This is a genomic window from Oribacterium sp. KHPX15 (assembly GCF_900107835.1).
Taxonomy (GTDB): Bacteria; Bacillota; Clostridia; order Lachnospirales; family Lachnospiraceae; genus Oribacterium.
On record NZ_FNRG01000009.1, the window covers coordinates 21,298 to 45,295 of the forward strand.

The window sequence follows — 23,998 nt, forward strand, 5'->3', positions numbered from 1 at the left end:
TCAAAGTATTTTTATTCCGATTCCTATTATATCAGCGAAAATCAGGCATATATTAAACGGGTAAGCGGGCACTTCCATATGGTTATACGGAGTTGTTGTCGGAACGAACCTTCAGTATCCACTGCACATTTCTGTCAATATATTTTGGGTCCTTTGAGGTAAGTGACAGAAACTCCCTGATCCGTTCGGGACTGCAGTCACTGTTTACAAGTTCTGCCCTGTAAAGATAGTAATAGGCGACGGTGGAGGAAAGCTCTTCAAGGTCTGTACCGCCAAGCTTATCTTCAGCAAGGCGGAGTGCGGTATCATGCTCTCTTTCGATCATCTGAACGAGGTCCCCAAGTGTACGTTTTCCAAGGAAATCAAGCTGGATAAGCTGTGATTCTGGATTCGCTTCGTTTACAGTGGCTCCGGTAATGGCTGCTATCTCCTTGAGAAGCTTCTGATAGGATCTGCTTCTTTTTGTAAACTCAGCGATGGTTATAGCGTCCAAATACAGATTGTCGGCACAGTCGTTTTCTATACTGCTGATAACTTCCTGTTTATAATGAACCAGACTATTGTGAATTCCTGAGAAAAGATCATCAGCTGTTTCCAGGAGACTTGCTGCTTTTGAAAAATTCCTTCTAACCTCACGTGGCGTTGTGAAGGTTGATTTGTATCCGATATCGTGTTCTATTTCTGCCCAAACGTGCTGAAGTAAGGTGCGGATCTGTACTTCAACCCACATATCACGAAATTCTTCGGGATATTCGTCACTATCCGGAAGTGCGATGATATAGTGAAGTGAAAGATATCCAAAGGAAGTCGGGTCTATGAGATTTCTTTTGTCTTTTGATCTCGTCATGTCAACTCGAAATGCTTCCGCAATTTTCCCGGCGACCATATCTATCCCTTCTTCAAAATAGCAAATAACACGAAAACCAAGGATGTCACGAAGCTCCTCAGCACTATGATACCTGTCCGGTTTCCTATCCAGCTTTCCCTTTACGGATTTCACTGTTTTGATTCTATGGGTGATGCCGTAGATGACTGAGCTGCCAAGCTCTCTTAAAGTATCATTAAGCCGCTCTTCCATAACCGGTTCCAATGCCCGGTATTTTTCTATCAAATCTTCTATTTCCCGATCTCTGGTATAAATCATATCCGTCTCTCCATATCTGTATGCGAGTGTCTATCCTCAGGTTATCAGGGATCAGGAAGGTCTGACTCCACCACATTATCGCCATATTTACTGTATTCCCTGAACGTCACCGGTTTCGGTGTTCCAAATTTCACTTCAAACATAACCCACTCCTCCTATAGTCTTTAGTATACTACAAATATTGGCAGCTTAATTAAGAATTTGAAAATTATTTTTACATATAGTATATGTTTGGAAGAAAATTCAACACTAAAAAATCCACCGGGTACGTTTCTCGCCGGCGAGAAACGTACCCGGTGGATACTGACTCCGTCCCCCAGGTTCATCAAGAATCTTATTATGAATTGGAAGCTTTCTGTACTCCATCTCCGTATATGGTCTTGAAATCATTTTTCATGGAAATGCCTTCGAACCTTCTGTCCAGTAATCACTCAATAACGTCTAATTTGATTTTGATATCACAGTAAATCCGATAATATCTGCTTCATACATTTCTTTATTTAAATTATTGAGCGCAGAATCGTCTTTAACTTCTCCATTTGCATCTGCATCAACATCCCGAAGTTCTGAACGGAGGTAATAGGTGACATTACCCTTCTCATCAAATTTTTCTGAAGCCTCAAGATCGATCACGAGGTTATCATCGTTTAATGTATACCTCTTTACATAATGATGTCCGCTGGCATAAATGTAATCTCCTGCGGCGGTGAGGGGATTCGCAGTGCCTCCGGATCTGACATGACCACCATCTTTTAAATTATTATCTTTATCTATCCAGTATACCTCTGCAACAGTAGCAGCTCTGGTACCTTTATCATCACCTTTGAATGTTCCGGGCGTCACAAGCAGCACATCTGTACCACCTATCTTTAGTTCAGCATATCCCATATCAGCTTCGAGTTTATCGATAACCTGTTCAAAATCTTTACAATCACTTATATCGATATCGATCTTTTCCTCAGGTATTGTTTCGTCCTCACGCATATTTGCATCGGGCTGAGTCGAAGGATCATTGATTGATTCGGAAACACTTGATTCTGCAACAGTTGACTCGGCAACACTTGATTCGGCATTGGTACTTGCTTCAGGTACTGCGATACTGTTATTGCCTACACATGCAGAAAGCGACGCAGCAACAACGGCTGCAATTATAATGATACTTTTCTTTTTCATAACAACCTCTCATTTATTTAGAAATTAAACCTTTCATAAAGACACGGTTCTTTGACACTCGGTTCAGAATCATAACATCCATAAATCTGTAATCCCCTCTCCCATGAATCTCACATCAAATGTAGTCGAATATACCCTGAATAGCATCAGTTATATTGATGATATCCGGATAATGTATTCTATCTATTTTCGTATAGCCTCTGGCATTCAAATCAAGCAATGCCAGCTTCTCACATTGTACATAACCTTCAACATTCTCAGCCTTAATATGTATATGCAATGGTCCTGCTTCACCTGTTTCAAAAATAGGACAACCAATTATTTCAAAGGTCTGATTAAAGAAATCTTTACTTACAACGAGAACAGGTTTTCTGATATGCTCGATTTTAAGAATATCTCCCTGATTTAATTCTTCGTTCATTTACCAAATCTCTCTTCCTGCCGCTTCACCCCAGTCAAATTCACCGTCCAAATTAAGCTTTCCATCGTATTCAGCAGCGCGTTCTTCTAATGTTTTATGTCTGAAAGGTTTAACAAGCATTATCATTCCATTAGATACCTTTACATCGAGAACATCATCTACAGAAATAGCTGCTTCCTGAAGCACTTCCTTAGGGATTCTGATTCCCTGACTATTGCCCCATATTTTTACCTGAGTCTGCATATGTATCTCCTCCTTGTATATACATCGTATATCCGCAAGGCCGAAAAATCAACTAATATTCCGTCCCCGGTGGTTATTAGGATTCCCTCGTTTTCGCGCCCATAGCTTTAAGTTCCTGCTTGCGCGCATACATCATTTTATCGGCTCTTTCAAATATGTCCCTGACATGGTGGTCTCCCTCTTCCAGCACGGAATAACCGATCGACACAACGACACCGTTTTGTGGTATATTTTCTTCTACTTTCCTGTTCATGGTGTTTGTGAGACGGGGGTGCGATTCTCAACTGAAAAACTTGCAATGGGTGTAGGTTTTTCCGCTGAATTCTGTTACAGGCCAATCTTTGGTTTTCTCTTTTCCCTGATCTTGTGTGGTGACTTTGACGGTGTAGCGGGGCATGCCTTCGGAAACAGTCATCCTGTACATGGCGCATCGCTCCTTGTTCAGGTACTTTGTATAGGTGAGCTGCTTATCACCCTCATATACATCAGTCTTGGTATCATCCTGTAATGCAACGACCAGGACATCGTTCTCGGCCCCTTCCTCTATCACATCCTGCATGTTAAATACATTCCGGGTCCAGATCTGAGGGTCTATTGCAACAAAGAAGACTGCGTCTTTAGGAGCATACTCCATGAACTTTCTGTAGTCGCTTGCTCTTCCAGAGTCTGCAAACGTGCAGTAAGCATTCATGGCACCATCAAGTCTTTCAGGCATTTCGAAGACTTCTTCATAGGTTTTACTATCCCCTGATTTGATCGCCGAACATCTGACTTTTTTGCCATCTTCTATGAAGGCAAGGTCCAGGATCTCATCATAATTCGAATGATACATGAGATCTCCGCAAAGGTCTCTTACGTCATTCCCCTGTGAATATATGGCAGTCGTGAAATCATCATCAAGCCAGATAAGGTTAGTGCCCTGTATGGTCTCCGGGCAAAGCTCCCCCAGGAATCTGTCATATATATAGTATTCACTCATGTGCGGGCTTACATGGCAATCTATGATTTCTTTACCGTATGCGTGGAACACGTCCAGGATGGCATTGCCTGCTCCCAGTTTGGAAAGGTCATAAAACTTGTTTTTAAAGTGGAATGTCATTCCCTCGAAGCTTACTTCCGGCTCCAGGTCTCCTAAGTCATACATTCCGTAGAAAGCATTATCCACCTCTTCGATATCCTTGAGACTGCCGTCTGAGTTAACTGTCAGCCTGCACATATATCTCGGGAAATCCAGCTCGAGGTTGTATTCGTTGAGGAGCAGCTTCTTGTTGACACTGTTGGAATACTTATAATATTTGGAACCCATTTCCTTTGGCATAAAGGCCGCTGCGGTGTATGGGTTTCCGGTGTATTCATTTTCATCATCCCAGGTAAGGGGCTTCATCTCCTGAGCCCAGATGCCGCTATCGTCGGCTTTCCATATCCATGCGTAAAAGGTATCAGTTTCGGCAGAAGCATTAGCAGCCTTGCTACTCTCTCTGTGCATGATAAATGAGTTTGAGCCAAGTGAAAATGTCTCGTCCGGATATTTGGGATCCTGGAGCAGCACGGAACTCATGAAGGAATCTCCGTTTCCTGTCTCCTCCATGTATATGTAGTCTTCTCCGTCGCAGTTTCCGTAATACAGCTTCGCATAAGTGGAATCGTATCCGTCGTCCGGAGCAAGATATCCCGTGTCGGGAAATGTCATCTTATCCAGGCCCGACACACTGAGAGCAAATGACAGAGGTACGTTCTCTTCTCCCTTGTACTGGTGATCCGGCGTGAACACTCCGGTACATCTTTCATCAGAGCCTGTGTAGCCGTACTTGAAATAACCGTTGTCCGAGATTTCTATATGTGCGTAATCTTCATGAGTTACAGGATTTGTGAGATTCCATTCGCCGGACATGAAGGTGAAAAGGTCTTTTTCTGAGGCGGGGACTTTGAGGGTTTCTGAGTCAGATTTTGTGGTTGAGTCTGCATCTGTTGCTTGTGAGCCTGAGTCTGCTTTTGATTCTGAATCCGAGTCTGTTTTTGGTCCTGAGGGATCTGCATTTTCCCCAGAATCACTTTTCCCGGAGCCCTCACTCCCGGCGCTCTCACTCTGCTGTGTACTCTCTTTCTGCAGTGTGCTGTCTTTCGGGCTTTGCGGTACATTGCCTGCGCATCCACCGAGGAGCAGGTCCGCTGATATCAGCATTAACGCTGTTAATATGGTCTTTTTTCTCATTTTTCTTTTCTCCACTTCCTTTGATCCATGTTCTATGGATTACAGATAATAGTATATCGTATTTTCAGGGTTATGAGGACGGAGTTTATAGTCTATTGCTATATAAAATGATGTTATCAATCTACAAAAAAATGGCAGGTAGCTATGCTGCCATAACTATCTGCCCTCTTCTTATTTTTACTCTTTATGTAAAAATTGTATCAGTCTGTCCCGGAATTCATGATAATACGGTTTTTCAATCATGATCACATGAGAACCACCGTCAATCACCTGAACCTCCGAACCCTCCGGTAACATTTCATTTGCGCCATGAATTTTATCATAGTTTAGATACGGGTCATTTCCTCCGCAAATAATCAGCGTAGGATTTTTCAGCTTTTTCAGGTCGATCAAATCTGTGTCTTTGGGTACGCAAATGTCTCTTCTTCCGCCATTGGGGCTATACTCCCCGTCATAGTGCCAGCAGTTTGAACAGAATATCTCAATGACGTTCTTGTCTGCTATAGAGTAGTCAAATGTTCCGTCCTCGCATCTTTGGAAATCATCCGCTGCATGTTCCCATGTATTGTGGTGAAATGCTTCTGTCACTTCATATTCACCAATACCTGTAAGGATAGGCGCATACAAAACGAGCTTTCGTATATGTTCCGGATTTTTCGAAGCAAATCTGCTGACGGTCACCGTTCCCCAGCTCCATCCCAGAACATCTATCTTGTCATGTCCTGTCACCTCAACTATTTTGTTTACGGCGGCAGCAATGTCATCTGAGGCATAATCAGAGTCGGGAACAAAGCCGTCTACAACAGTTTCAGACTGACCAAATCCCGCGATATCCAGTCGCCATACGCTATAATCGTCCTGAGCCAGTTTTCTCACCAGACTGTAGTCTTCATAATCGGTATCAAACTCATTTGACGAGTACGTAACTCCATGGATAAGAAGGATGTCCTTCCCGGTTTCCTTTCCGCTTACGGACATGCAATCAAGATGAAGATTCAATCCGTTTCTTTCCAAAGGATATTCAGAGTATTCGTAAGTAGTCTCTGCTTTGTTGTTTTGTTCAGAGATATTAACTTCTCCTTTACATCCGGTTAAAACACAAATGTAAAGCAGAATCAAAATCAAAACACTAGATAATTTCTTTTTCATATACAACTCACCATAATGGTTCCGGGGAAACGACGTTTTCGGTGCGGTGCCCGGGTCACACCCACCGGGGACGGTTATCTCCGGTGAGAACCGTCCCCGGTGGATAACTATGCTACTTATCTTTCATCAGTAATGCGATGCATTCACAGTTGTTTGTTCGCGGAAACATATCAACGGAACAAAGCTTCTCAACCTTGTAGCCGGCGGCCTGAAGCGGGGTCAGATCTCTTGCAAGACTGGTTGGCTTGCAGGCAACGTAGATCAGCTTATCAACGCCGTAGTCTATGATTTTTGTCAGTGCCTTCGGATGAATGCCGTCTCTCGGTGGATCAAGGATGATGAAATCAGGTCTCGGTGCGTCCTCATAGGTGCCGTCTTCTTTAATGAGTCTTCCGCCCTGCTCGATAACCTTAAGGACATCTCCGGCGATGAAATCGCAATTGGTTACTCCGTTAAGCTCAGCATTTTCTCTTGCCGCAGCAACGGCTTCCTTAACTATCTCCACACCGATGGCCTTTGAAGCAACGCTGCTCATAAGCTGTGTGATGGTTCCGGTTCCTGAGTAAAGGTCATAGATCACAGGTTTTTTAATGTCTCCATTTTCCTGTTCCTTTTGAAGCTCAATAAAGCCTGCGTACTCTCTTACCTTGCTGTAAAGCTTTTCTGCTCCCAGTGAATTGGTCTGGAAAAAGCTGAAGGGGGTAATCCTGAACCTGAGACCCAATATCTCTTCATAGAAATAATTCTTACCATAAAGCACGGTGGTTCCCATATCGGTGACTGCATCGGCAAGGGAATCATTGATGGTATGAAGAATACCTGCGAAGGTTCCCTCTATTTTGCCTTCCTCCTTGAGTCCTAAAAGCATATCCTTCCAGCCCTCAAGAACCTCCTCTTCTGACACAGATGGTTTAACTCTTATGTATTTGTCCGGCTCCGGTTTTTTATGTTTCTTCTGAGCCTTGGGACTGTATCTTCTGTTGAACCACTCATCAAGCTCCTTTGCCCGCTGCTCGATCACTTCCTGAGGAGCCGGAACTCTCATGGCACTGTCCCACTGGGAAGTAGTCACGAGGTCCACAAGTATCTCCCCTGTTTTAACAGCTCTTCTGAAGAGAAGATGTCTCAGATACCCTTCATGCGCTTTCTTATGCTCATAGGTAATCTCAAGCTTTGAGAAGTACTCTCTTGTGGCTCTGACGATATAGTCTGCATCCTTATGTGTAAGTGAGCAGCCGTCAGTATTGATAATGTTGAAAAAGCTGTGCTTCTGGTGAAGTCCCAATGTAAGTGGTCCGTCTTTTTCCGAATCCCCGAAGGAAAACTCCATTTTATTTCTGTAGCCTTCGTTCACAGGTGATGGAACTATAGGCTCAAATATATAGTCATCGGTTCTTATTACAGGCTCTAAAAGCTCATGTAGCTGCTTTTCTTTTATTTTGATCTCGTCATTATAGGATGTACCCTGATAGTAACATCCACCGCATCTCTCTGCATTGGAACATAAATCCATCTATAAATCTCCTTGAAATATAAATTTAAGAAAAGAAAGAGTCTTCCAACTCCAAACAGAGTCAGAAGACTTTAAAACACTAATCTCCAAGTTTCGATTAATCTTCAACAACTACGTCATCATCCTCTTCAGGATCCTCATAGTCATCATAGTCCTCAAGATAATCAGGAGCTACGAAACGATATACAGCATATGCGATACAAGCTATGGATGCAACAATTCCTATGATAGCAAGAAGTGTCATGAGAACTTTTTTAAGCTTCTCATCATCCCTTTTCTGCTCCATGTAGTTCTGTAATTTCAGCTTCTGAAGGAGAAGCTCTGCCTGATCTCTTGCATCGTTTCTGTAAGCTTTAATATTATGTGTAAGTTCCTTTGCATTATCTCTTAACGCTTCGATATCAAATCTGTCCATGAGATACCTCCGATCTTTTTATTGATATGAGGAAATTATAACATTTATGACGTATTTTTACCATCAAACCTGGAAAATAATAAAAATATTGTTAAATCTTCTTCAGCTTGGCAAAGCTTGCAAACATCTTTTTCTGTCCGGCCTTTTCAAAATCAACAGTAACCTCATAATCCTTTTTGCCATCGACTATTGAAAGTACTGTTCCCTTACCAAACTTAATGTGACTTACGGTATCGCCAACTTTATAGTCAAGGCTGCTTAATTTCTGGACACCTGTTGTCTGAAGACTCTTGGGAATTCCGGAACCTGACTTTCTGCCTGAGCCATAGGAGGAACCGCTTCTGCCTGTATACCCCGTTGAACCCATGCCGCTTAAACCGTAGCTGTTCACGCCAAAGCCGCCGGAGCTTCCACCTGAGAAACCTCCGGAGCTGTTTCTTCCGGAATGGCTGTTGCCTCTGCCGCCGATAACATTACCGAAATCATCGTCATGGCGGTACTCGTCGCGTTCATCATATCTCTGATTTTCACGCCTGCTCTTTCTATAGTCACCGTAGCTTCCGGAACCATAGGAGCTGCCTCCGAAGGAACCTCCTCCGAAAGATCCTCCGCCAAAAGCATCCGCAAACGGCATCTCGTCTTCGCCGTATCTGTTTAAGGTTGTCTTTTGGCATAACTCATCCGGTATCTCATCTATGAACATGGAGGGTTTCATACGCTCGTAGTTGCCGTTGACCATTCTGGTTCTTGCGGAAGTCATGACCAGTTCATCCTGTGCTCTCGTGATGCCCACGTAGCAAAGTCGTCTCTCCTCTTCCAGGTCATCATGCTCGTTCATGGATTTATAGCCCGGGAAGAGTCCGTCACTCATACCCACCAGATAAACCTTCGGGAATTCCAGTCCCTTTGCGCCGTGAAGGGTCATAAGTGTAACGAGATCCGTATTGTCGTCCTTCCGGTCAATGTCAGCAACCAGTGAAACTTCCTCCAGGAACTCACTGAGCTTAGGTTCCTCTGCATTCTTCTGATAGTCAGATGCCTTGCTAATGATTTCTTCGATATTCTGGAACCTTGTCTCTGCTTCTACGACACCTTCAAGCTTGATTTCTTCTCCGTAACCTGAGTCATCCCTGATGGATTCAATAAGCCTCTGAATTGAGTAACTATCCTCATCCACTGCCTTTTCATTGAGGTAACCTGCATAGCGGAGCTTATCCTTCCAGTTCTCCACCATGTTAACAAACTCCTGAAGCATCTTTCCGGCTTTTCCGCCTATGCCAATGATCCCTGCCTTTGTAGCCGCTTCATACATAGTAACCGTATGTTCCGAAGTGGAATTTGCTGCAGCAAAAACCCTGAGTTTTTCAAGAGTGGCCTCACCTATACCTCTTTTGGGAACGTTTATGATACGTTCAAATGCCACATTGTCAGAGTCATTGGCAATTATCTTCATGTATGCCAGTACATCTTTTATCTCACGTCTCTGATAGAAGTTAACTCCACCGATGATCTGATAGGGGACATTCATCTTGATGCACTGCTCTTCAAGAAGTCGTGACTGGGCGTTGGTTCTGTAAAGGATGGCCTGATCGTGATAGGATCTTCCGCAGTCCTTTACCTCACGGATAACAGCATTGGCCTCATCATTGGCTCCGTCAAATTCCTTAAAGGTGACATCCTTTCCACCTTTATGATCGGTCCAGAGGCGCTTCTGCTTGCGTCCGGTATTGTGGGCGATGACAGCATTGGCACAATCAAGGATCTTCTCCGTTGAACGGTAATTCTGCTCAAGTTTTATGACCTTTGCCCCGGGAAAACTTTTCTCGAAGGAAAGGATATTCTCGAGATTTGCTCCACGGAACTTGTAAATGCTCTGATCATCATCACCAACAACACAGATGTTTTTGTACTTCCCCGCAAGCTTATCCACAAGGTTAAACTGGATGTCATTGGTATCCTGATACTCATCTACCAGGATATACTTAAAGCGCTCCTGGTAATACTCAAGAACTTCCGGCTCTGTATCGAACAGCTCAACCGTCTTCAGGAGCAGGTCATCGAAGTCCACAGCATTATTCTGATGAAGTATTTTCTCATACAAGGTAAAGCATTCAGCTATCTTTTTTTCATTGTAATCTCCACCTGAAATCTGATCGCGATACTCAACCGGTGTCAACCCCTCATTCTTTGCCTTTGAAATCGCAGCCAGAACCGCACGCTCCTTCAGGTTTTTAGAATCAATGTTTAGATCTTTAAAAACCTTACGCATAACTGTGCGCTGGTCATCCGTATCATAAATTGAGAAATCCGAATTATACCCTAGTCTGTCAATATGACGTCGAAGTATACGTACACACATCGAGTGGAAGGTAGATACCCAGACCTCTCTGCCCCGGAGCCCAACTATCTTGTCAACTCTGTCCCTCATCTCACCGGCTGCCTTGTTGGTGAATGTTATGGCCAGGATGTTCCATGGCTGCACACCACAATTCTCTATAAGATAAGCTATACGATGGGTCAGAACTCTGGTCTTTCCGGATCCCGCTCCAGCCAGTACAAGTAAAGGTCCTTCTGTTTCCCGTACGGCTTCACACTGTTCTTTATTTAAAATGCTTTCAAGATTCTCCATGATTCTCCTATATATAAATATATTTTTATCAAAACATATGTTGGTTGATTATAGCATAAGTCATTCTCTTTCGCTACGTTGTTTATAGTTTTAGATATACGTAGTTTTTATAACTACGTATTGTGACAAAAAATAGATTATGTTATACTTGTTCGCATGGATAAAACAATGATTGATGAAATAATTAAATATTTCCACTCCCTTAACTATATAAAGTCCGAGGATATTCCGAATCTCGATCTCTATATGGATCAGGTGACAGGGTTTATGGAGAGAAATCTCGACCCTATAAAGCGGCATCACGATGATAAGGCATTGACCAAAACCATGATAAACAACTATGCCAAAAACAAGCTCCTGCCTCCACCTGATAAAAAGAGATACAACAGGGATCATATGCTCGTTCTTCTCTTTATTTACTACTACAAGGGCATGCTTCAGCTTAATGATATCGAGGCACTGCTGAAACCTCTTAATGATAAGTATTTCGGCGGAAAGTCTTCCATAAGTCTCACAGATATCTACGACGAAGTCTTTACCATGGAGGCTGCCGAAAAGAGCCGTATCTTTAACGAAGTTGAAGAAATGAACAGAATTTCCCTTCATTCCTTCAGTGCCGATGACCCTAAGTTCAAGGATCTTTCAGACGAAGATCGTGAGGAACTTCAGCTTTTCTCATTTATGTGTGAGCTTGGGTTGGATGTATTTATAAAGAAACTCCTCATGGAGAAGATCGCGGACAGACTTCATGAAAAAGAGCTTGAAAGGCAGAATGCCGAAAGAGCTATGAAGAAAAAATAGTCTTTCATGAAAAAGTAAAGATGCAGCCGATTCGGCTGCATCTTTTTATTTCTTCTTCAGGTTATCCTCAAATCCAAGTCTCTCAAATACCATATCATAACCGTCTGCACCATAGTTCAGTGACCTGTTAACTCTTGAAATAGTTGCTGTTGAAGCACCTGTAGCCTTAGCAATGTTCAGATAAGTTTCACCCTCTCTTAACATCTTTGCAACTTCATAACGCTGTGCCATACTGAGAAGCTCATTGATGGTACAAACATCTTCAAAAAATTTATAGCACTCTTCCTTTGATTTCAAAGTGAGTATTGCGTCGAATATATGGTCTACTTCCTTAGTCTTTAATTTGTCATTCATGTCAAAACCTCTGCTATTATATTTTAAAATGTTTAAAACGCACAAGCACTTTAGCATTTTCACGCGTTAATTTGTGCGCTTTTACACTTTAGTATATGAAAGTAGTATAGCACTCAGATTTTTCCATTGCAAGTAGTAAATTGCATACATATTTCCGACTTCAATTATACAGTAACAGTTCAGCCGGGGCATCTGCCCCGGCTGAACTATTACGCCCTTAATTCCATGTAATCGGTGTAGGACGCCTTGTATCAAAAACAGTTTTTGCATCCAGAATATCTGAAAGCTTGTTGTCTTCACCTGAATAGTCCATCCACAATCTGTAACCATCCAGGTTACGACGACCCTGTCTTACTGCGTCCTCAGTATACTGAACCCATACAGGATTTGAGTCAACATTACAGAAATAATCAAATCCCGCAGCCTTAAGCATATTGAACTTGTCATTTTCCGTTGTATAGGGATGCCAGTCTCCTATATCTGCACCAAAAGGATAAAGGATGATATCGCAGTTACCGGGCATAAGTGACTCAACATTACGCTCCCATCTGTCAGTATCTCTCTGAAGGTCTGCAAGCTCTCTATTAGTAAAGTTGATGTGACCCCAGCTGTGGGAAGCAAGCTCATAACCATCATCCACAAGAGCCTGGAAAAGCTTCTTTACAGTCTCTCTGTCTTCCGCAATGTTTGGATTGGCCTTCATTTTCGGATCACGATTCTCAGAAGACTCGTCATAGGTTTCATCCGTACGATAACCGAGGACTCCATTGTAGCCTGTAAATGCCATGATAGCCTTTGCTCCTCTGTAGGAGAAATCAGGATGAGCCTCAACAAAGTTATCAAGTATAGGAACTATATCATAATCACCGATGGAAACATTACCCTCTGCGTCTGTGTACTGGAGCTTCAGCTTGCCGTTCTCATCGAGAACCATCTTGTCCGCAAAGCCCTTACCTTCCATATACTCATAGTAACAAACATCATCCTCAGACATTACAAAGGCTTTCTTACCTTCAGGAAGCATTATCTGCTTCTTCACCATCTTTCTGGTACCATCTTCCTGTGTCTGCATCTCAGCCATATCATGAAGACCAACAAGAACATATCCTCTGTCATACATCTGCTGAAGGATAGCCTCAAACTCAGGAATGGTGGTCATTACCTGATTGAAATCCTTACCGGCTGCATCGTTTGTAAAAGCTCTGTCAGTATCCTGGCAAAGAATATGGAAGAAAACGTGTGTTATCTGGGAGTTGTCAAAAGGAACACATGCTGCCTTCTGAGCTTCATACTCCTGTATCTTTGCCTGTACTTCAGGACTCTCTGCATATTCCGATGTACTTAATGTCTCTACCGCAGCATCATAGTCATACATCATAGCCTGTCTGTCGCTCTGTGCTATGAGTTCCGTAAGAACTATAGCAGGATCTTCCTCTGCGGGAGCGGTTGTCTCTGCTTCAGATTCAGCAGCCGCTGTAGTTTCAGTTTTTTCACTGTTTCCGGATTTTCCGAAAACAGATGATAAATTAAGTTTTCCTGTTCCGATAAATATGCCAAGCACCAGTAACAATATGATGTCTACCGCAATTATTGTATATGTGATGCGTTTCATCTTACGTTTTCTCGAACGTTCTCTGTGACGGCTTCTGATTTCTTCACGTCTTCTTTGAAGCTGTTCTTCAAATGCTCTTTCATCCATAGGATCATCATTCAAATCCGAAGCATTGTTTAATCCATAATTATTATCCTTATGATAAGATGGTTCCTGTCTCTGTTTCTGACCGGATCCTTCCGGGTTTATGCGTGTTACATTATCTATGATATCGTCATCACGATTCTGGCTGTTATTTCTTGAATAATTTTTCAGGCTCATTTATCCATAACCTCATCCGTTAAATTTAGTACATACGGTTTTTAATTTTAACGCTAATTCACCTTAAGGGCAAGGTCATTGACATGGTTTTCTCATTTGCTATAATATGTAGTAATGAAAACTACGTCATGAAACGTGGAGGTAATATGGATTATAGAATTATTGCTGACAGCTGTTGTGATCTGACACCGGAGCTTAAGGCAGACGGCCATTTTTTGATCGTTCCCCTTACTCTTGAGATAGGTTCATCCTATTCTGTTATTGATGATGAGAGTTTTGATCAGACGGATTTTCTTAAACGGTCAAGAGAATCACGTGAAGGTGCCAAGACTGCATGTCCTTCTCCGGAAGCCTACAAGCAGGCAATCGTTGACAGTGATGCAGACGAAGTTTATATATTAACCATTTCAGAACATCTTTCAGGTTCTTATCAGGCTGCTGTTGTGGGCGCACAAATGTATGAAGAAGAGTTCCCTGACAGTAACAAAAAGATAAAAGTATTCAGCTCCGACGCAGCAACCGCAGGCGAGCTGAATCTCTGTATAAGTGTACAGGAGCTTAAAGAAGCCGGTAAAAGCTTTGACGAGGTTGTAACCCTTATTGAGGAAAAGATACAAACCATGCAGATTTTATTTGTGCTTGGGTCTCTGGAAAATCTTCGTAAAAATGGACGACTTTCCGCAGTGAAGGTATTTATGGCTACTGCCCTTAATATAAAACCTGTAATGGTTGCAATTCATGGAGTTATACATAAGCTCGAACAGCAAAGAGGTGTCAACAAGGCCATCAAACGTATGGTTCAGCTGGCAATCGAGCGTGTTGGAGGTCCCGAAAACACCAAGGATAAGCTTTTAACCATCACACACGTTAATTGTCCTGAACGTGCAGAATATGTTAAAGAAGAGCTTCTGAAACTTGCCAGCTTCAGAAGGATCGTCATCGCGGACACCATGGGTGTTTCCACAATATATGCCGAAGATGGCGGAGTTGTAATCGCTATATAAGTAGAGAATCTTATGTTTCGTTAATAGACTGTCGGCTTCCACATTTTAAAATCTTGGTTTAGAAATAACAAGGACAGGATAGACATTATAATCCATAAACGGATTTAACATCTATCCTGTCCTTTTTAAATGAAATATAATTTAGATGATCATTCTAAGATTACATTTTCATCAAACAATGAAAAGAAATTCTCAGCTTTACTATCGCTACCTGTAGACAAGTCTATATTTTTCCAGAATTCAGATCTGAACCTGATGATATGTTCATCGGTATAGCCATTAAATGTCTTAAAAAAAGCCTCTGTCTTTCTGGCATTCTGTATAAGGACTTTATTTTCGGCGGTAGCTTCCTCATCGTAGGAATTGATACATTTTATGATGTGAAACTTTCCGTCCTGCTCGATAACACCGGATATCTCGCCCTGTTCAAGGGCAAAGGCCGCATTGAATCGTGCGTTTTGTTCTTCAGCTCTTGAAATTGTCTTTTCAATTTCTGTATCTTCGCTGTTCTGTCTCGCATAGTATGCAAAGTTGGCGCCTTTGACATTAACCTTTTCGAGAAGATCATCTGCGGCTGCTTTATCTGAAACTATGATTTCCTGAATCCTTATGACCTTAACATCGGCATCTGCTATTTCTTCATCTTCTTCGGACACAAAGTACTGGGCTGTTTTACAGGCCAGAAAATATTCGTTATACATGGTGATGACATCTTCAAGCGTACAGTTTCCCATAATGTTTTTGTCCGCTTCCGTAAGTCCGTCATAGAATTCACCGGAAATTCTTCTTATGGTATCCATATCGGCTGTAGATGCAACGATACCGGTCTCTTTAGCTATAAGGTTTAATGTTTTTATATCCTCAAGAAACTCCTTCATCCTGGAAACAAAATAAGGTCCGTAGGAGGTCTCAAGTTCACCTTCAAGCGGCAGCTCCCAAATAGCTGTGCCTAAAGCATTTTGATATCTGTTCCTTTCGGAAAACAAAACCAGTCTGCACTGAGCTTCCGTATACTCATCAATGGCTTCTGTCCTGCCGGTTATCTCAACACCTTTACACGAAACTAAGCTGCATGCCAAAAGCATGCAGCTCAGTAAATACAATATCGTTCTTTTTAATCTTGTAATAATCATATGTTGTTTAGTATCGTAATCCTCAATATCTTGTCTTTACCGAAAAGGCTACCAGGATACCCAGAAGAGCTCCCATAAGCACCTGCAATGGAGTATGTCCGACATATTCCTTGAGTTTCATCTCAAACTCTTCCGGTTTCCAGTTAAAGGGGTTATCTTCCAACATTTTATTGAGAAGAACAGCCTGTTTTCCCGTCTCTCTCCTGACTCCCGTAGCATCATACATAACAACACTTGCAAGCACAAAGCATATGGCAAAAATCGATGAGGATACACCATGTTCTATGGCTGCCGCTGTAGTCATTGAAACCACAAAAGCAGAGTGACTGGAAGGCATGCCTCCTGATCCTGTCATCCTTTCCCAGTTGATGCTTTTATTAAAATAAGCATCAATCATGGTTTTTAAAACCTGCGCCAGAAACCATGAACTGATCGCAGTTACAAGCATATAATTATCTAACAACTCAACTATAAAATCCATCTAAAATTAATATCCTATCAACCAATCATATAATTCCTGATACTTCATTGCAGAAGTTCTCCATGAGTAATCGGTTGCCATGGCACGATCTACCATCTTGTTCCAATCACGCTTACGATCATAGTAGATCTTCTCTGCATAACGTATCGTATTGAGCATTTCATGAGCATTGTAATTGGTGAAGGAGAATCCTGTTCCCTTATCCTCGTACTCATTGAACGGCTCTACTGTATCTCTCAGACCACCTGTTTCTCTGACGATAGGAACAGTTCCGTATCTAAGTGCGATAAGCTGTGAAAGACCGCATGGCTCAAAAAGTGAAGGCATGAGGTACGCATCACATGCACCATAAATCTTATGGCTTATTTCATTGGAATAATAAATCTGAGCAGATACCTTATTACTGTACTTCCAGCCGTAATGACGGAACATATTCTCATACTTCTCATCACCGGTTCCGAGAACCACAAACTGGATATCGTCCTGGCAAAGCTCGTCCATGATACACTCAACGAGATCAAGTCCCTTCTGGTCGGTAAGTCTGGATACGATACCGATCATCATCTTGCCGGGATCTACATCCATATTCCAGTCCTGCTGAAGAGCCTTCTTGTTTCTCGCTTTTTCTTTGCGGAAATTCTTTGCACCGTAATTGAAATTCAGATATTTATCAGTCTCCGGATTCCACTCATCATAATCAATTCCGTTAACGATACCGCGGAGATCATGCTCTCTTGCTCTGAGAAGTCCATCGAGACCTTCTCCGTAGAATGGCATCTTTATTTCTTCTGCGTAGGTATCGGAAACTGTTGTGATGGCATCAGCATAAACTATACCACCCTTAAGGAGGTTGCCATCCTTCTTGCATTCCATCTTATCGGAGGTGAAATAGTAATCACTTAACTGAGTAAATCTCTGAATAGTCTTTACATCCCATACACCCTGGAACTTAAGGTTATGGATGGTGATAACTGACTTGATGGAGCGATAGAACTCTCCGCCTGCGAACTTATCATGTAAAAGTACAGGTACGAGACCGGTCTGCCAGTCATGGCAATGAATCAGATCAGGATGCCAGTCAAGTAATGGTAATGCTGAAAGAGCTGCATAACAGAAGAAGCAGAACTTCTCAAGATCCCAATACCAGTCTCCATAAGGTCTGTCTCCGGAGAAATATGACTCATTATCAATAAAGTAATAGGTCACTCCGTCTTTTTCATATTTGAGAACACCTACATAGCGGGACTGCCCTAGATAATCCATGTAAAAGTGTGTAACATACTCCATCTTCTGACGCCATTCCCATGGAATGCACATGTACTTAGGAATCATTACACGACAATCATAGTAACGCTTATCGATGGTCTTAGGAAGAGAACCAACAACATCGGCAAGTCCGCCGGTTTTGATAAAAGGAACAGACTCCGATGCAAGCATCAATACATTCTTCATATTTTTGCAGCCTCCCAACTTGTATTATGTGGTTGTTGTATCATCTTATTTAACTTAAGAATTAACACAATATAACTTCTTTTATTATACTTCTTTCAATGTGTCATTAGCAAGGTTTTTAAGCTCCCTGGCATTGGCAAGAACAGCATCTGTAACTCTTCCTCCGGCAAGAAGTCTTGCAAGCTCCATGACAGATTCATCATCTGTAAGTCTTTTGATATCTGTATGTGTATGTCCGTCCTCGGAAAGCTTCTCGATACAGAAATGAACACCCGCTTTTGCCGCGATCTGAGGCAGATGAGTTATCAATATAACCTGATGATTCTGAGCTATCTTTTTAAGCTTTTCAGATACCTTCTCTGCTGTTCTTCCGGAGATGCCGGTATCTATCTCATCGAAAATAAGAGTCGGTATCTCATCTGTATCAGCCAGCACTGTTTTGATGGAAAGCATGATACGACTCAGCTCACCGCCGGATGCAACTTCACTTAAAGGTCTCACCGGTTCTCCCGGGTTCAGGCTGACAACAAAATGTACCTCATCCTTTCCGTTGGAGCCGGGTTCCTTCAGCTCTGAAAATGCCATATCAAAACGAACATCCAGGAATCCCATTTCAGTCATCTCGGTACGTATCCTGTCACACAGTATCTCTGCACCTTTTTTTCTTTTCGCTGTCAGCTCTTCGCAAAGCTTTAATAGTTCTGTTTCGGATTTTTTCAGTGCCTTTTGGCACTTCTCTCTTTCCTCATCATAATCTTCCAGTAATCTGAGTCTTTCCTGTTTCTTTACGAGAGCAGCTTCGGCTTTTTCGACTGTGCCGCCATACTTCGCCATAACTCCCCGGATATAATCAAGTCGCTCTGTGATCTCCTGAAAGTCTTCCTCGTCAAAATCATTATTATCGAGATAATGATCCAGGTCCCTTATGGTATCTTCGGAAATTGACTGAAGGTCATAAAGACTGTCACTTATGTTCTGCAGACTTTCATCATAATTTAATGCATCCTGTATGGACTTTATGGCTGTACTGAAATCAACCTCATCCATTACAGCTCTTGCCTTCTGAACAGAACCGTAGATTTTTTGTATATTCTGGTATTTCTTGTATTTCTGGGCCAGCTCCTCCTCTTCGCCTTCCTTAAGTTCTGCCTTCTCGATGTCATCGATTTCAAACTTAAGGAAATCCAGTTCCCGGAGTCTTTCGGCTTCGTTCATATCAAAACCCGAAAGCTTATCCTTTAGCGCGGTGTATTCATGATATTTATCGCTTATGTCTTTTCTTAAGTCCGAAGTATCCTTTATCTGGAAATCATCAAGGACCTTAAGATGATAACCATCCCTTAGCAAAGACTGGTGTTCATGCTGTCCGTGAATGTCTATCAGAAGTTCGGCAACCTTCCTAAGCTTCGAAAGAGTTGCGGTTTCATCATTAATCTTAATCTCCGACCTTGTGTTGGAGATCTTTCTTTTGATGATTATCTGGCCGTCCTCCGGCTCAACATCAAGAGCACGCATCTCTGCTTCCTGATGTTCACTGAGCCCTCCGAAAACCATTTCGACGAAGCCGGATTCCTTTCCGCTTCTAATCATATCTTTGCTTCCTTTGGAACCAAGACACAGATTTATGGATCCAATCAATATGGACTTACCTGCACCGGTTTCACCTGTAAGGATATTGAGCCCCGGTCCGAACTCAACCTCCGCAGAATCAATCAGTGCAAGATCTTTTACATGTAGATGATATAGCATTTTGTCTCCTCTTTTCAGTTGATTTATCATCCGTAAATATCATAAGAAATCAGCCCATTATTTCCTGGATACGTTTCTTTATGTCTTCCGCATCCTGGGCATTTTTCATGGCACACATAATGGTATCATCTCCCGCAAGTGTACCGACAATCTTCTCAAGTCTGAACTGGTCCAATGCCGCAGCAACTGCATTGGCCATGCCTGACATGGTACGGATAACCAGAAGGTTTCCTGCTGTATCCATGCTCATGAGAGCTTCCCTCAGAACCCGTATATATTTCTCAGAGTATACCTGTTCCTCTTTTTCGATGATCTGGTAGTACTGGACTCCGTCATTGCCCGCAACCTTACTGAGCTTAAGCTCCTTAATATCTCTTGATACAGTTGCCTGAGTAACCTTATATCCTTCTTTTATCAGAATATCCGCAAGCTCTTCCTGTGTACCTATGCGCATGCGACCAACAAGCTCAATTATTTTCTGGTGCCGTGATTTCTTCATCTCAGCTCTCCTTCGTCTGCTTTATCCCGATAGTTTCTGTTATTGTTTAATGGTCAGCGTTCACTGTCCAGCTTTTCCCTTAGAGTCTCAAGGAAGCTTCCTTCTCTTAGTTTTATAAGGGTTGTAAGCTCATTTGCTTTACGTACGGTAACGAGATCACCTTCCTGAAGCTCTATCACATGCTCACCGTCAAAGGCCACCATCTCTCCGTGGGATTCGATGGTAATCTCTATACGGCTTGAAGACGGTAACACAACTGGTCTGCTGCTCGTACTGTGGGCACATATGGGAGTCATGATGATCACCGGTGATCCCGGTGCCACTATAGGTCCTCCTGCAGAAAGATTGTAGGCTGTTGAGCCTGTGGGGGTGGCAAAAAGAATTCCGTCCGCTATATAGCTGCTTAAAAACTTCCCGTCACAGACAACCGAAAACTTAGTGACCATGATGCCTTTACTGCGGGTGATTAGTATTTCGTTAAGTGCGGTTCCCCTGCCTATGACTTCACCGTTACGTCTGAGACTTCCGTGGAGCATTCCTCTTACATCTCTCAGATAATCATGTCTTATAAGTCTGTCCAGAGCTTCCGGTATCTGTTCCTTTGTGGATACTTCAGTGAGATATCCCAGGTGCCCTGCATTGATACCAAGCATAGGGGTATCCTGGCCTCTCAGTACTCCGGCAATCCTCAGCATGGTGCCGTCCCCGCCGATGCTGACAATGGCATCAGCATCATTGAAATCGTCTCTTGTGTAATTTTCCTGAAGAAGGGCCCTGTGATGAACTCCCCTTGAATCAAGGTACTCTTCTACAGTCTTCAGAAAATCCAGAGCTTCTGTTTTACTTTTATTCACAACCAGTATTACATTCATGTTAGTCTCGTTTATTATCAGATCTGATTTAGCTTGGCAGTCCCCTGAGATTTTTGTTCTCAGGAAGTATTCTTCAAGCCAGAGTTACAGTGGATTATTTTTTTATGTCCGGCATATCATATGAAGTATCAACAATCACTTTATGTCCGGAATATCGTGTGACGCATCAATAATCACTTTATATCCAGCATATCATGTGACGCATCAACGATCTTTACTGCCTCATCATGAAGCCATGTAAGATCTGTTTCTTCGCTTTCCCCGGGCACAAGTTCCGCAAGATACTCGATATTGCCTTCAGGTCCTTTTATGGGGCTGAAGGTAAGTCCTTTAAGAACGAAACCTATGGAGTAGGCAAAGGACAATGTCTTTTCAATGACTTCTGTGTGTACCTTTTTATCCCTTACAACTCCCTTTTTTCCAACCTGGTCTCTTCCGGCTTCGAACTGGGGCTTGATAAGGCAGACCACCTGGCAGTCATCATTGATAAGTGTCTTAACAACGGGAAGCACCAGCTTCAGACTTATAAAACTCACATCGATGGAAACAAGGCTTGCCTTCTCGCCGAGATCTTCAGGTGTCACATACCTGATGTTGGTTTTTTCCATACATACGACGCGTTCATCATTCCGGAGCTTCCAGTCAAGCTGTCCGTGTCCCACGTCTATGGCAAATACCTTTACTGCTCCGTTCTGAAGCATGCAGTCTGTAAATCCTCCGGTGCTGGCGCCTATGTCGAGGCATACCTTTCCTTCGCAGGAAACACCGAATTCTTTAATAGCTTTTTCAAGTTTAAGTCCTCCTCGCGAAACATATGGAAGGACATTTCCTCTTACTTCAATTGAAACCTCAGGATCAAATGTTGTTCCGGCCTTATCTTCCTTTTGTCCGTCAACATATACGATTCCTGCCATTATCGTACGTTTTGCTTTTTCTCTTGATTCCGCAAGACCCTTATTTACAAGCAAAACATCCAGTCTTTCTTTTTTCAATATTATCCCTCTTCCTCACATCCGAAATCAATGATGCCCTTTTCACTCAGAAGCTTCATGACTGATTCACTGTCAATCTGAAGTCCTTCCCTGAGCTTTGTAACATTACCATGCTCTACATATTTGTCGGGAAGGGTAATTGTGACAACTTTTGTTCCGGGATGATTCTCATGAACATAAGCCTCAACCTGTATGCCAAAGCCGCCTTGCTTGACATTTTCCTCAAGTGTAACTATGACCTTATGATCCTTGACAAGTTCATCGATCACATGGGTATCTATGGGTTTTACAAAACGGGCATTAATGAGAGTCAGATCATAGCCTCTTTTTATCGCCTTATCTCTGATATGTTCGGCGGTGGAAACCATGGAACCTGCCGCAAAAAGGGCAATGTCTTTTCCTTTAAATATTATCTCTGACCTGCCATACTCTATAGGCTCCTTAAACTCACTGAGACCCTGATAAGCCACGCCTCTCGGATACCTGATGCTTATAGGAAGAGGATACTTCATGGCAAATTCCATCATCATCTCAAGTTCACCTGCATTCTTAGGTGCCATCACAGTCATGTTAGGGATGGATGTAAGGAAACTGTAGTCAAAAATACCCTGATGAGTCTCTCCGTCAGAACCCACAAGACCTGCTCTGTCAATGCAGAAAACCACAGGGAGCTTCTGAAGACAGACATCATGAACTATCTGATCGTAGGCCCTCTGCAAAAAGCTTGAGTAAACCGCAAATACAGGCTTAAGTCCGTTGGAAGCCATGCCCGCAGCGCTGGTTACAGCATGCTGCTCAGCTATACCCACATCAAAAAATCTGTTGGGGAACTCCTCGGAAAATCTGGTGAGTCCGGTACCATCCGGCATAGCTGCAGTGATTCCGACAATCTTCTTATTGTCCTTTGCAAGCTCACATATTTTGTCTGAGAATACTTCTGTGTAGGTCTTTCCTCCGTTTGAGAGAGGCTTCCCGGTATTAACATTGAAAGGAGAAACCCCGTGATATCTTGCAGGGAATCTTTCCGCAGGTTTATAGCCCTTGCCCTTCTTTGTGATCACATGAACAAGGACCGCATGATTGATGCGCTTTGCCTCATTAATGGTGCGTTCAACCTCTTTTATATTATGGCCGTCTATAGGACCGAGGTAAGTGATACCCATATCCTCAAAAAGCATTCCCGGAATAACCAGCTGCTTAAGAGAGTTTTTTGCCTGCTGTATCTGATGAACGAGGGCTTCACCAACCACAGGAACTTTCAAAAGAGTTCCTCCCACATCAACCTTCAGACGGTTATACCCGCTGGCAGAACGAAGACCGTTGAGATACTTAGACATTCCGCCTACATTTTTGGATATAGACATCTTGTTGTCATTGAGAACAATTATAAAATTTTTCTTCATGCGGGAAGCATTGTTGAGACCTTCGTAGGCGAGACCACCGGTGAGTGAACCGTCTCCTATAACGGAAACCACTGTATAGTTTTCGCCTTTTATGTCTCTGGCTTCAGCGATACCCATACCGGCAGAAATGGAGGTGGAACTGTGACCGGTTCCGAAGCAGTCATAGGGACTTTCTGCACGTTTCGGAAATCCGCTTATTCCATGGTACTGTCTGAGCCCGTCAAAATCGTCCTTTCTGCCGGACAGGATTTTATGAGTGTATGCCTGATGTCCGACATCCCATACTATCTTATCCTTAGGAAGGTCAAGTGCTCTGAATAAACCTATGGTCAGCTCCACTACGCCGAGATTTGACGCAAGATGTCCGCCGTACTCGGAAGTTTTTTCTATTATGAATTTTCTGATTTCGGATGCAAGCTGCTGAAGCTCCTTATCATTTAGCTTCTTAAGATCAGCAGGTCCGTGTATATCATCAAGTAACATTTC

General features: G+C 42.7%; 21 protein-coding genes and 1 pseudogene. 2 read left to right on the forward strand and 20 right to left on the reverse strand.

Annotated elements, in window-relative coordinates; translation table 11 throughout:
- Positions 1–82 precede the first annotated feature (82 nt).
- From BLV86_RS07440 to BLV86_RS07480, 10 genes and pseudogenes are all read right to left on the reverse strand, one after another.
- Positions 83–1,144 carry a GTP pyrophosphokinase gene (locus BLV86_RS07440; protein WP_090816011.1) on the reverse strand — a complete coding sequence of 354 codons (1,062 nt, stop codon included), beginning with the start codon at positions 1,142–1,144 and terminating at the stop codon, positions 83–85.
- 441 nt (positions 1,145–1,585) lie between these two features.
- On the reverse strand, positions 1,586–2,317 hold the full coding sequence (locus BLV86_RS07445; protein ID WP_090816013.1) for a hypothetical protein: 732 nt from the start codon (positions 2,315–2,317) through the stop codon (positions 1,586–1,588).
- Positions 2,318–2,432: 115 nt separating this feature from the next.
- Positions 2,433–2,738, reverse strand: coding sequence for a type II toxin-antitoxin system PemK/MazF family toxin (locus BLV86_RS07450; protein WP_090816015.1), 306 nt, complete (start codon positions 2,736–2,738; stop codon positions 2,433–2,435).
- Positions 2,739–2,981, reverse strand: a complete 243-nt coding sequence (locus BLV86_RS07455; protein WP_031549497.1) for an AbrB/MazE/SpoVT family DNA-binding domain-containing protein — start codon at positions 2,979–2,981, stop codon at positions 2,739–2,741.
- 76 nt (positions 2,982–3,057) lie between these two features.
- A pseudogene (locus BLV86_RS18750) lies at positions 3,058–3,237 on the reverse strand (hypothetical protein); the annotation flags it as partial.
- A 24-nt stretch (positions 3,238–3,261) separates the two neighbouring features.
- Positions 3,262–5,193: a hypothetical protein gene (locus BLV86_RS07460; RefSeq protein ID WP_090816018.1), complete on the reverse strand. Its 1,932-nt coding sequence runs from the start codon at positions 5,191–5,193 to the stop codon at positions 3,262–3,264.
- Between the two features lie 177 nt (positions 5,194–5,370).
- Positions 5,371–6,342, reverse strand: coding sequence for an alpha/beta fold hydrolase (locus tag BLV86_RS07465; RefSeq protein ID WP_090816020.1), 972 nt, complete (start codon positions 6,340–6,342; stop codon positions 5,371–5,373).
- A 112-nt stretch (positions 6,343–6,454) separates the two neighbouring features.
- Positions 6,455–7,855: a class I SAM-dependent RNA methyltransferase gene (locus BLV86_RS07470; RefSeq protein ID WP_090816022.1), complete on the reverse strand. Its 1,401-nt coding sequence runs from the start codon at positions 7,853–7,855 to the stop codon at positions 6,455–6,457.
- 97 nt (positions 7,856–7,952) lie between these two features.
- On the reverse strand, positions 7,953–8,270 hold the full coding sequence (locus BLV86_RS07475) for a hypothetical protein (RefSeq protein WP_081828061.1): 318 nt from the start codon (positions 8,268–8,270) through the stop codon (positions 7,953–7,955).
- A 91-nt stretch (positions 8,271–8,361) separates the two neighbouring features.
- Positions 8,362–10,899 (reverse strand): ATP-dependent helicase, encoded by a 2,538-nt coding sequence (locus tag BLV86_RS07480; protein WP_031549511.1) that lies wholly within the window; start codon positions 10,897–10,899, stop codon positions 8,362–8,364.
- Between the two features lie 168 nt (positions 10,900–11,067).
- Between BLV86_RS07480 and BLV86_RS07485 the strand changes: the two genes are divergently transcribed.
- Positions 11,068–11,700 (forward strand): DUF1836 domain-containing protein, encoded by a 633-nt coding sequence (locus tag BLV86_RS07485; protein WP_242873262.1) that lies wholly within the window; start codon positions 11,068–11,070, stop codon positions 11,698–11,700.
- Between the two features lie 45 nt (positions 11,701–11,745).
- Here the strand turns inward: BLV86_RS07485 and BLV86_RS07490 are convergent, their stop codons facing one another.
- Both BLV86_RS07490 and BLV86_RS07495 read right to left on the reverse strand, forming a co-directional pair.
- A complete protein-coding gene (locus BLV86_RS07490; protein ID WP_029200564.1) occupies positions 11,746–12,054 on the reverse strand; it encodes a YerC/YecD family TrpR-related protein in 309 nt (102 codons plus the stop codon).
- A 217-nt stretch (positions 12,055–12,271) separates the two neighbouring features.
- Entirely contained in the window at positions 12,272–13,753 is a 1,482-nt protein-coding gene (locus BLV86_RS07495) for a polysaccharide deacetylase family protein (RefSeq protein ID WP_090816100.1), read from the reverse strand.
- A gap of 320 nt (positions 13,754–14,073) precedes the next feature.
- Here BLV86_RS07495 and BLV86_RS07500 point away from each other — a divergent pair, with 320 nt between their 5' ends.
- Positions 14,074–14,931, forward strand: a complete 858-nt coding sequence (locus BLV86_RS07500; RefSeq protein WP_090816026.1) for a DegV family protein — start codon at positions 14,074–14,076, stop codon at positions 14,929–14,931.
- Between the two features lie 149 nt (positions 14,932–15,080).
- On the opposite strand, the gene BLV86_RS07505 is transcribed toward BLV86_RS07500, so the two are convergent.
- From BLV86_RS07505 to dxs, 8 genes are all read right to left on the reverse strand, one after another.
- Entirely contained in the window at positions 15,081–16,016 is a 936-nt protein-coding gene (locus BLV86_RS07505; RefSeq protein ID WP_442950760.1) for a peptidylprolyl isomerase, read from the reverse strand.
- A gap of 70 nt (positions 16,017–16,086) precedes the next feature.
- Positions 16,087–16,545, reverse strand: coding sequence for a divergent PAP2 family protein (locus BLV86_RS07510; protein ID WP_031549520.1), 459 nt, complete (start codon positions 16,543–16,545; stop codon positions 16,087–16,089).
- Between the two features lie 6 nt (positions 16,546–16,551).
- A complete protein-coding gene (glgA, locus tag BLV86_RS07515) occupies positions 16,552–17,997 on the reverse strand; it encodes a glycogen synthase GlgA (protein WP_031549522.1) in 1,446 nt (481 codons plus the stop codon).
- An 84-nt stretch (positions 17,998–18,081) separates the two neighbouring features.
- On the reverse strand, positions 18,082–19,746 hold the full coding sequence (recN, locus tag BLV86_RS07520) for a DNA repair protein RecN (protein WP_090816030.1): 1,665 nt from the start codon (positions 19,744–19,746) through the stop codon (positions 18,082–18,084).
- Positions 19,747–19,795: 49 nt separating this feature from the next.
- Positions 19,796–20,245 carry an arginine repressor gene (gene argR, locus BLV86_RS07525; protein ID WP_031549526.1) on the reverse strand — a complete coding sequence of 150 codons (450 nt, stop codon included), beginning with the start codon at positions 20,243–20,245 and terminating at the stop codon, positions 19,796–19,798.
- Between the two features lie 53 nt (positions 20,246–20,298).
- Positions 20,299–21,117: an NAD(+)/NADH kinase gene (locus BLV86_RS07530; RefSeq protein ID WP_090816032.1), complete on the reverse strand. Its 819-nt coding sequence runs from the start codon at positions 21,115–21,117 to the stop codon at positions 20,299–20,301.
- A gap of 173 nt (positions 21,118–21,290) precedes the next feature.
- Positions 21,291–22,109, reverse strand: coding sequence for a TlyA family RNA methyltransferase (locus BLV86_RS07535; protein ID WP_031549530.1), 819 nt, complete (start codon positions 22,107–22,109; stop codon positions 21,291–21,293).
- A 2-nt stretch (positions 22,110–22,111) separates the two neighbouring features.
- Positions 22,112–23,995, reverse strand: coding sequence for a 1-deoxy-D-xylulose-5-phosphate synthase (gene dxs, locus BLV86_RS07540; protein WP_031549532.1), 1,884 nt, complete (start codon positions 23,993–23,995; stop codon positions 22,112–22,114).
- Positions 23,996–23,998: the final 3 nt, after the last annotated feature.

Coding starts and splice junctions, on each gene's coding strand:
- BLV86_RS07440 (WP_090816011.1), bottom strand. CDS start 1,144: ATGATTTATACCAGAGATCGGGAAATAGAAGATTTGATAGAAAAATAC.
- BLV86_RS07445 (WP_090816013.1), bottom strand. CDS start 2,317: ATGAAAAAGAAAAGTATCATTATAATTGCAGCCGTTGTTGCTGCGTCG.
- BLV86_RS07450 (WP_090816015.1), bottom strand. CDS start 2,738: ATGAACGAAGAATTAAATCAGGGAGATATTCTTAAAATCGAGCATATC.
- BLV86_RS07455 (WP_031549497.1), bottom strand. CDS start 2,981: ATGCAGACTCAGGTAAAAATATGGGGCAATAGTCAGGGAATCAGAATC.
- BLV86_RS07460 (WP_090816018.1), bottom strand. CDS start 5,193: ATGAGAAAAAAGACCATATTAACAGCGTTAATGCTGATATCAGCGGAC.
- BLV86_RS07465 (WP_090816020.1), bottom strand. CDS start 6,342: ATGAAAAAGAAATTATCTAGTGTTTTGATTTTGATTCTGCTTTACATT.
- BLV86_RS07470 (WP_090816022.1), bottom strand. CDS start 7,855: ATGGATTTATGTTCCAATGCAGAGAGATGCGGTGGATGTTACTATCAG.
- BLV86_RS07475 (WP_081828061.1), bottom strand. CDS start 8,270: ATGGACAGATTTGATATCGAAGCGTTAAGAGATAATGCAAAGGAACTT.
- BLV86_RS07480 (WP_031549511.1), bottom strand. CDS start 10,899: ATGGAGAATCTTGAAAGCATTTTAAATAAAGAACAGTGTGAAGCCGTA.
- BLV86_RS07485 (WP_242873262.1), top strand. CDS start 11,068: ATGATTGATGAAATAATTAAATATTTCCACTCCCTTAACTATATAAAG.
- BLV86_RS07490 (WP_029200564.1), bottom strand. CDS start 12,054: ATGAATGACAAATTAAAGACTAAGGAAGTAGACCATATATTCGACGCA.
- BLV86_RS07495 (WP_090816100.1), bottom strand. CDS start 13,753: ATGGATGAAAGAGCATTTGAAGAACAGCTTCAAAGAAGACGTGAAGAA.
- BLV86_RS07500 (WP_090816026.1), top strand. CDS start 14,074: ATGGATTATAGAATTATTGCTGACAGCTGTTGTGATCTGACACCGGAG.
- BLV86_RS07505 (WP_442950760.1), bottom strand. CDS start 16,016: ATGCTTTTGGCATGCAGCTTAGTTTCGTGTAAAGGTGTTGAGATAACC.
- BLV86_RS07510 (WP_031549520.1), bottom strand. CDS start 16,545: ATGGATTTTATAGTTGAGTTGTTAGATAATTATATGCTTGTAACTGCG.
- glgA (WP_031549522.1), bottom strand. CDS start 17,997: ATGAAGAATGTATTGATGCTTGCATCGGAGTCTGTTCCTTTTATCAAA.
- recN (WP_090816030.1), bottom strand. CDS start 19,746: ATGCTATATCATCTACATGTAAAAGATCTTGCACTGATTGATTCTGCG.
- argR (WP_031549526.1), bottom strand. CDS start 20,245: ATGAAGAAATCACGGCACCAGAAAATAATTGAGCTTGTTGGTCGCATG.
- BLV86_RS07530 (WP_090816032.1), bottom strand. CDS start 21,117: ATGAATGTAATACTGGTTGTGAATAAAAGTAAAACAGAAGCTCTGGAT.
- dxs (WP_031549532.1), bottom strand. CDS start 23,995: ATGTTACTTGATGATATACACGGACCTGCTGATCTTAAGAAGCTAAAT.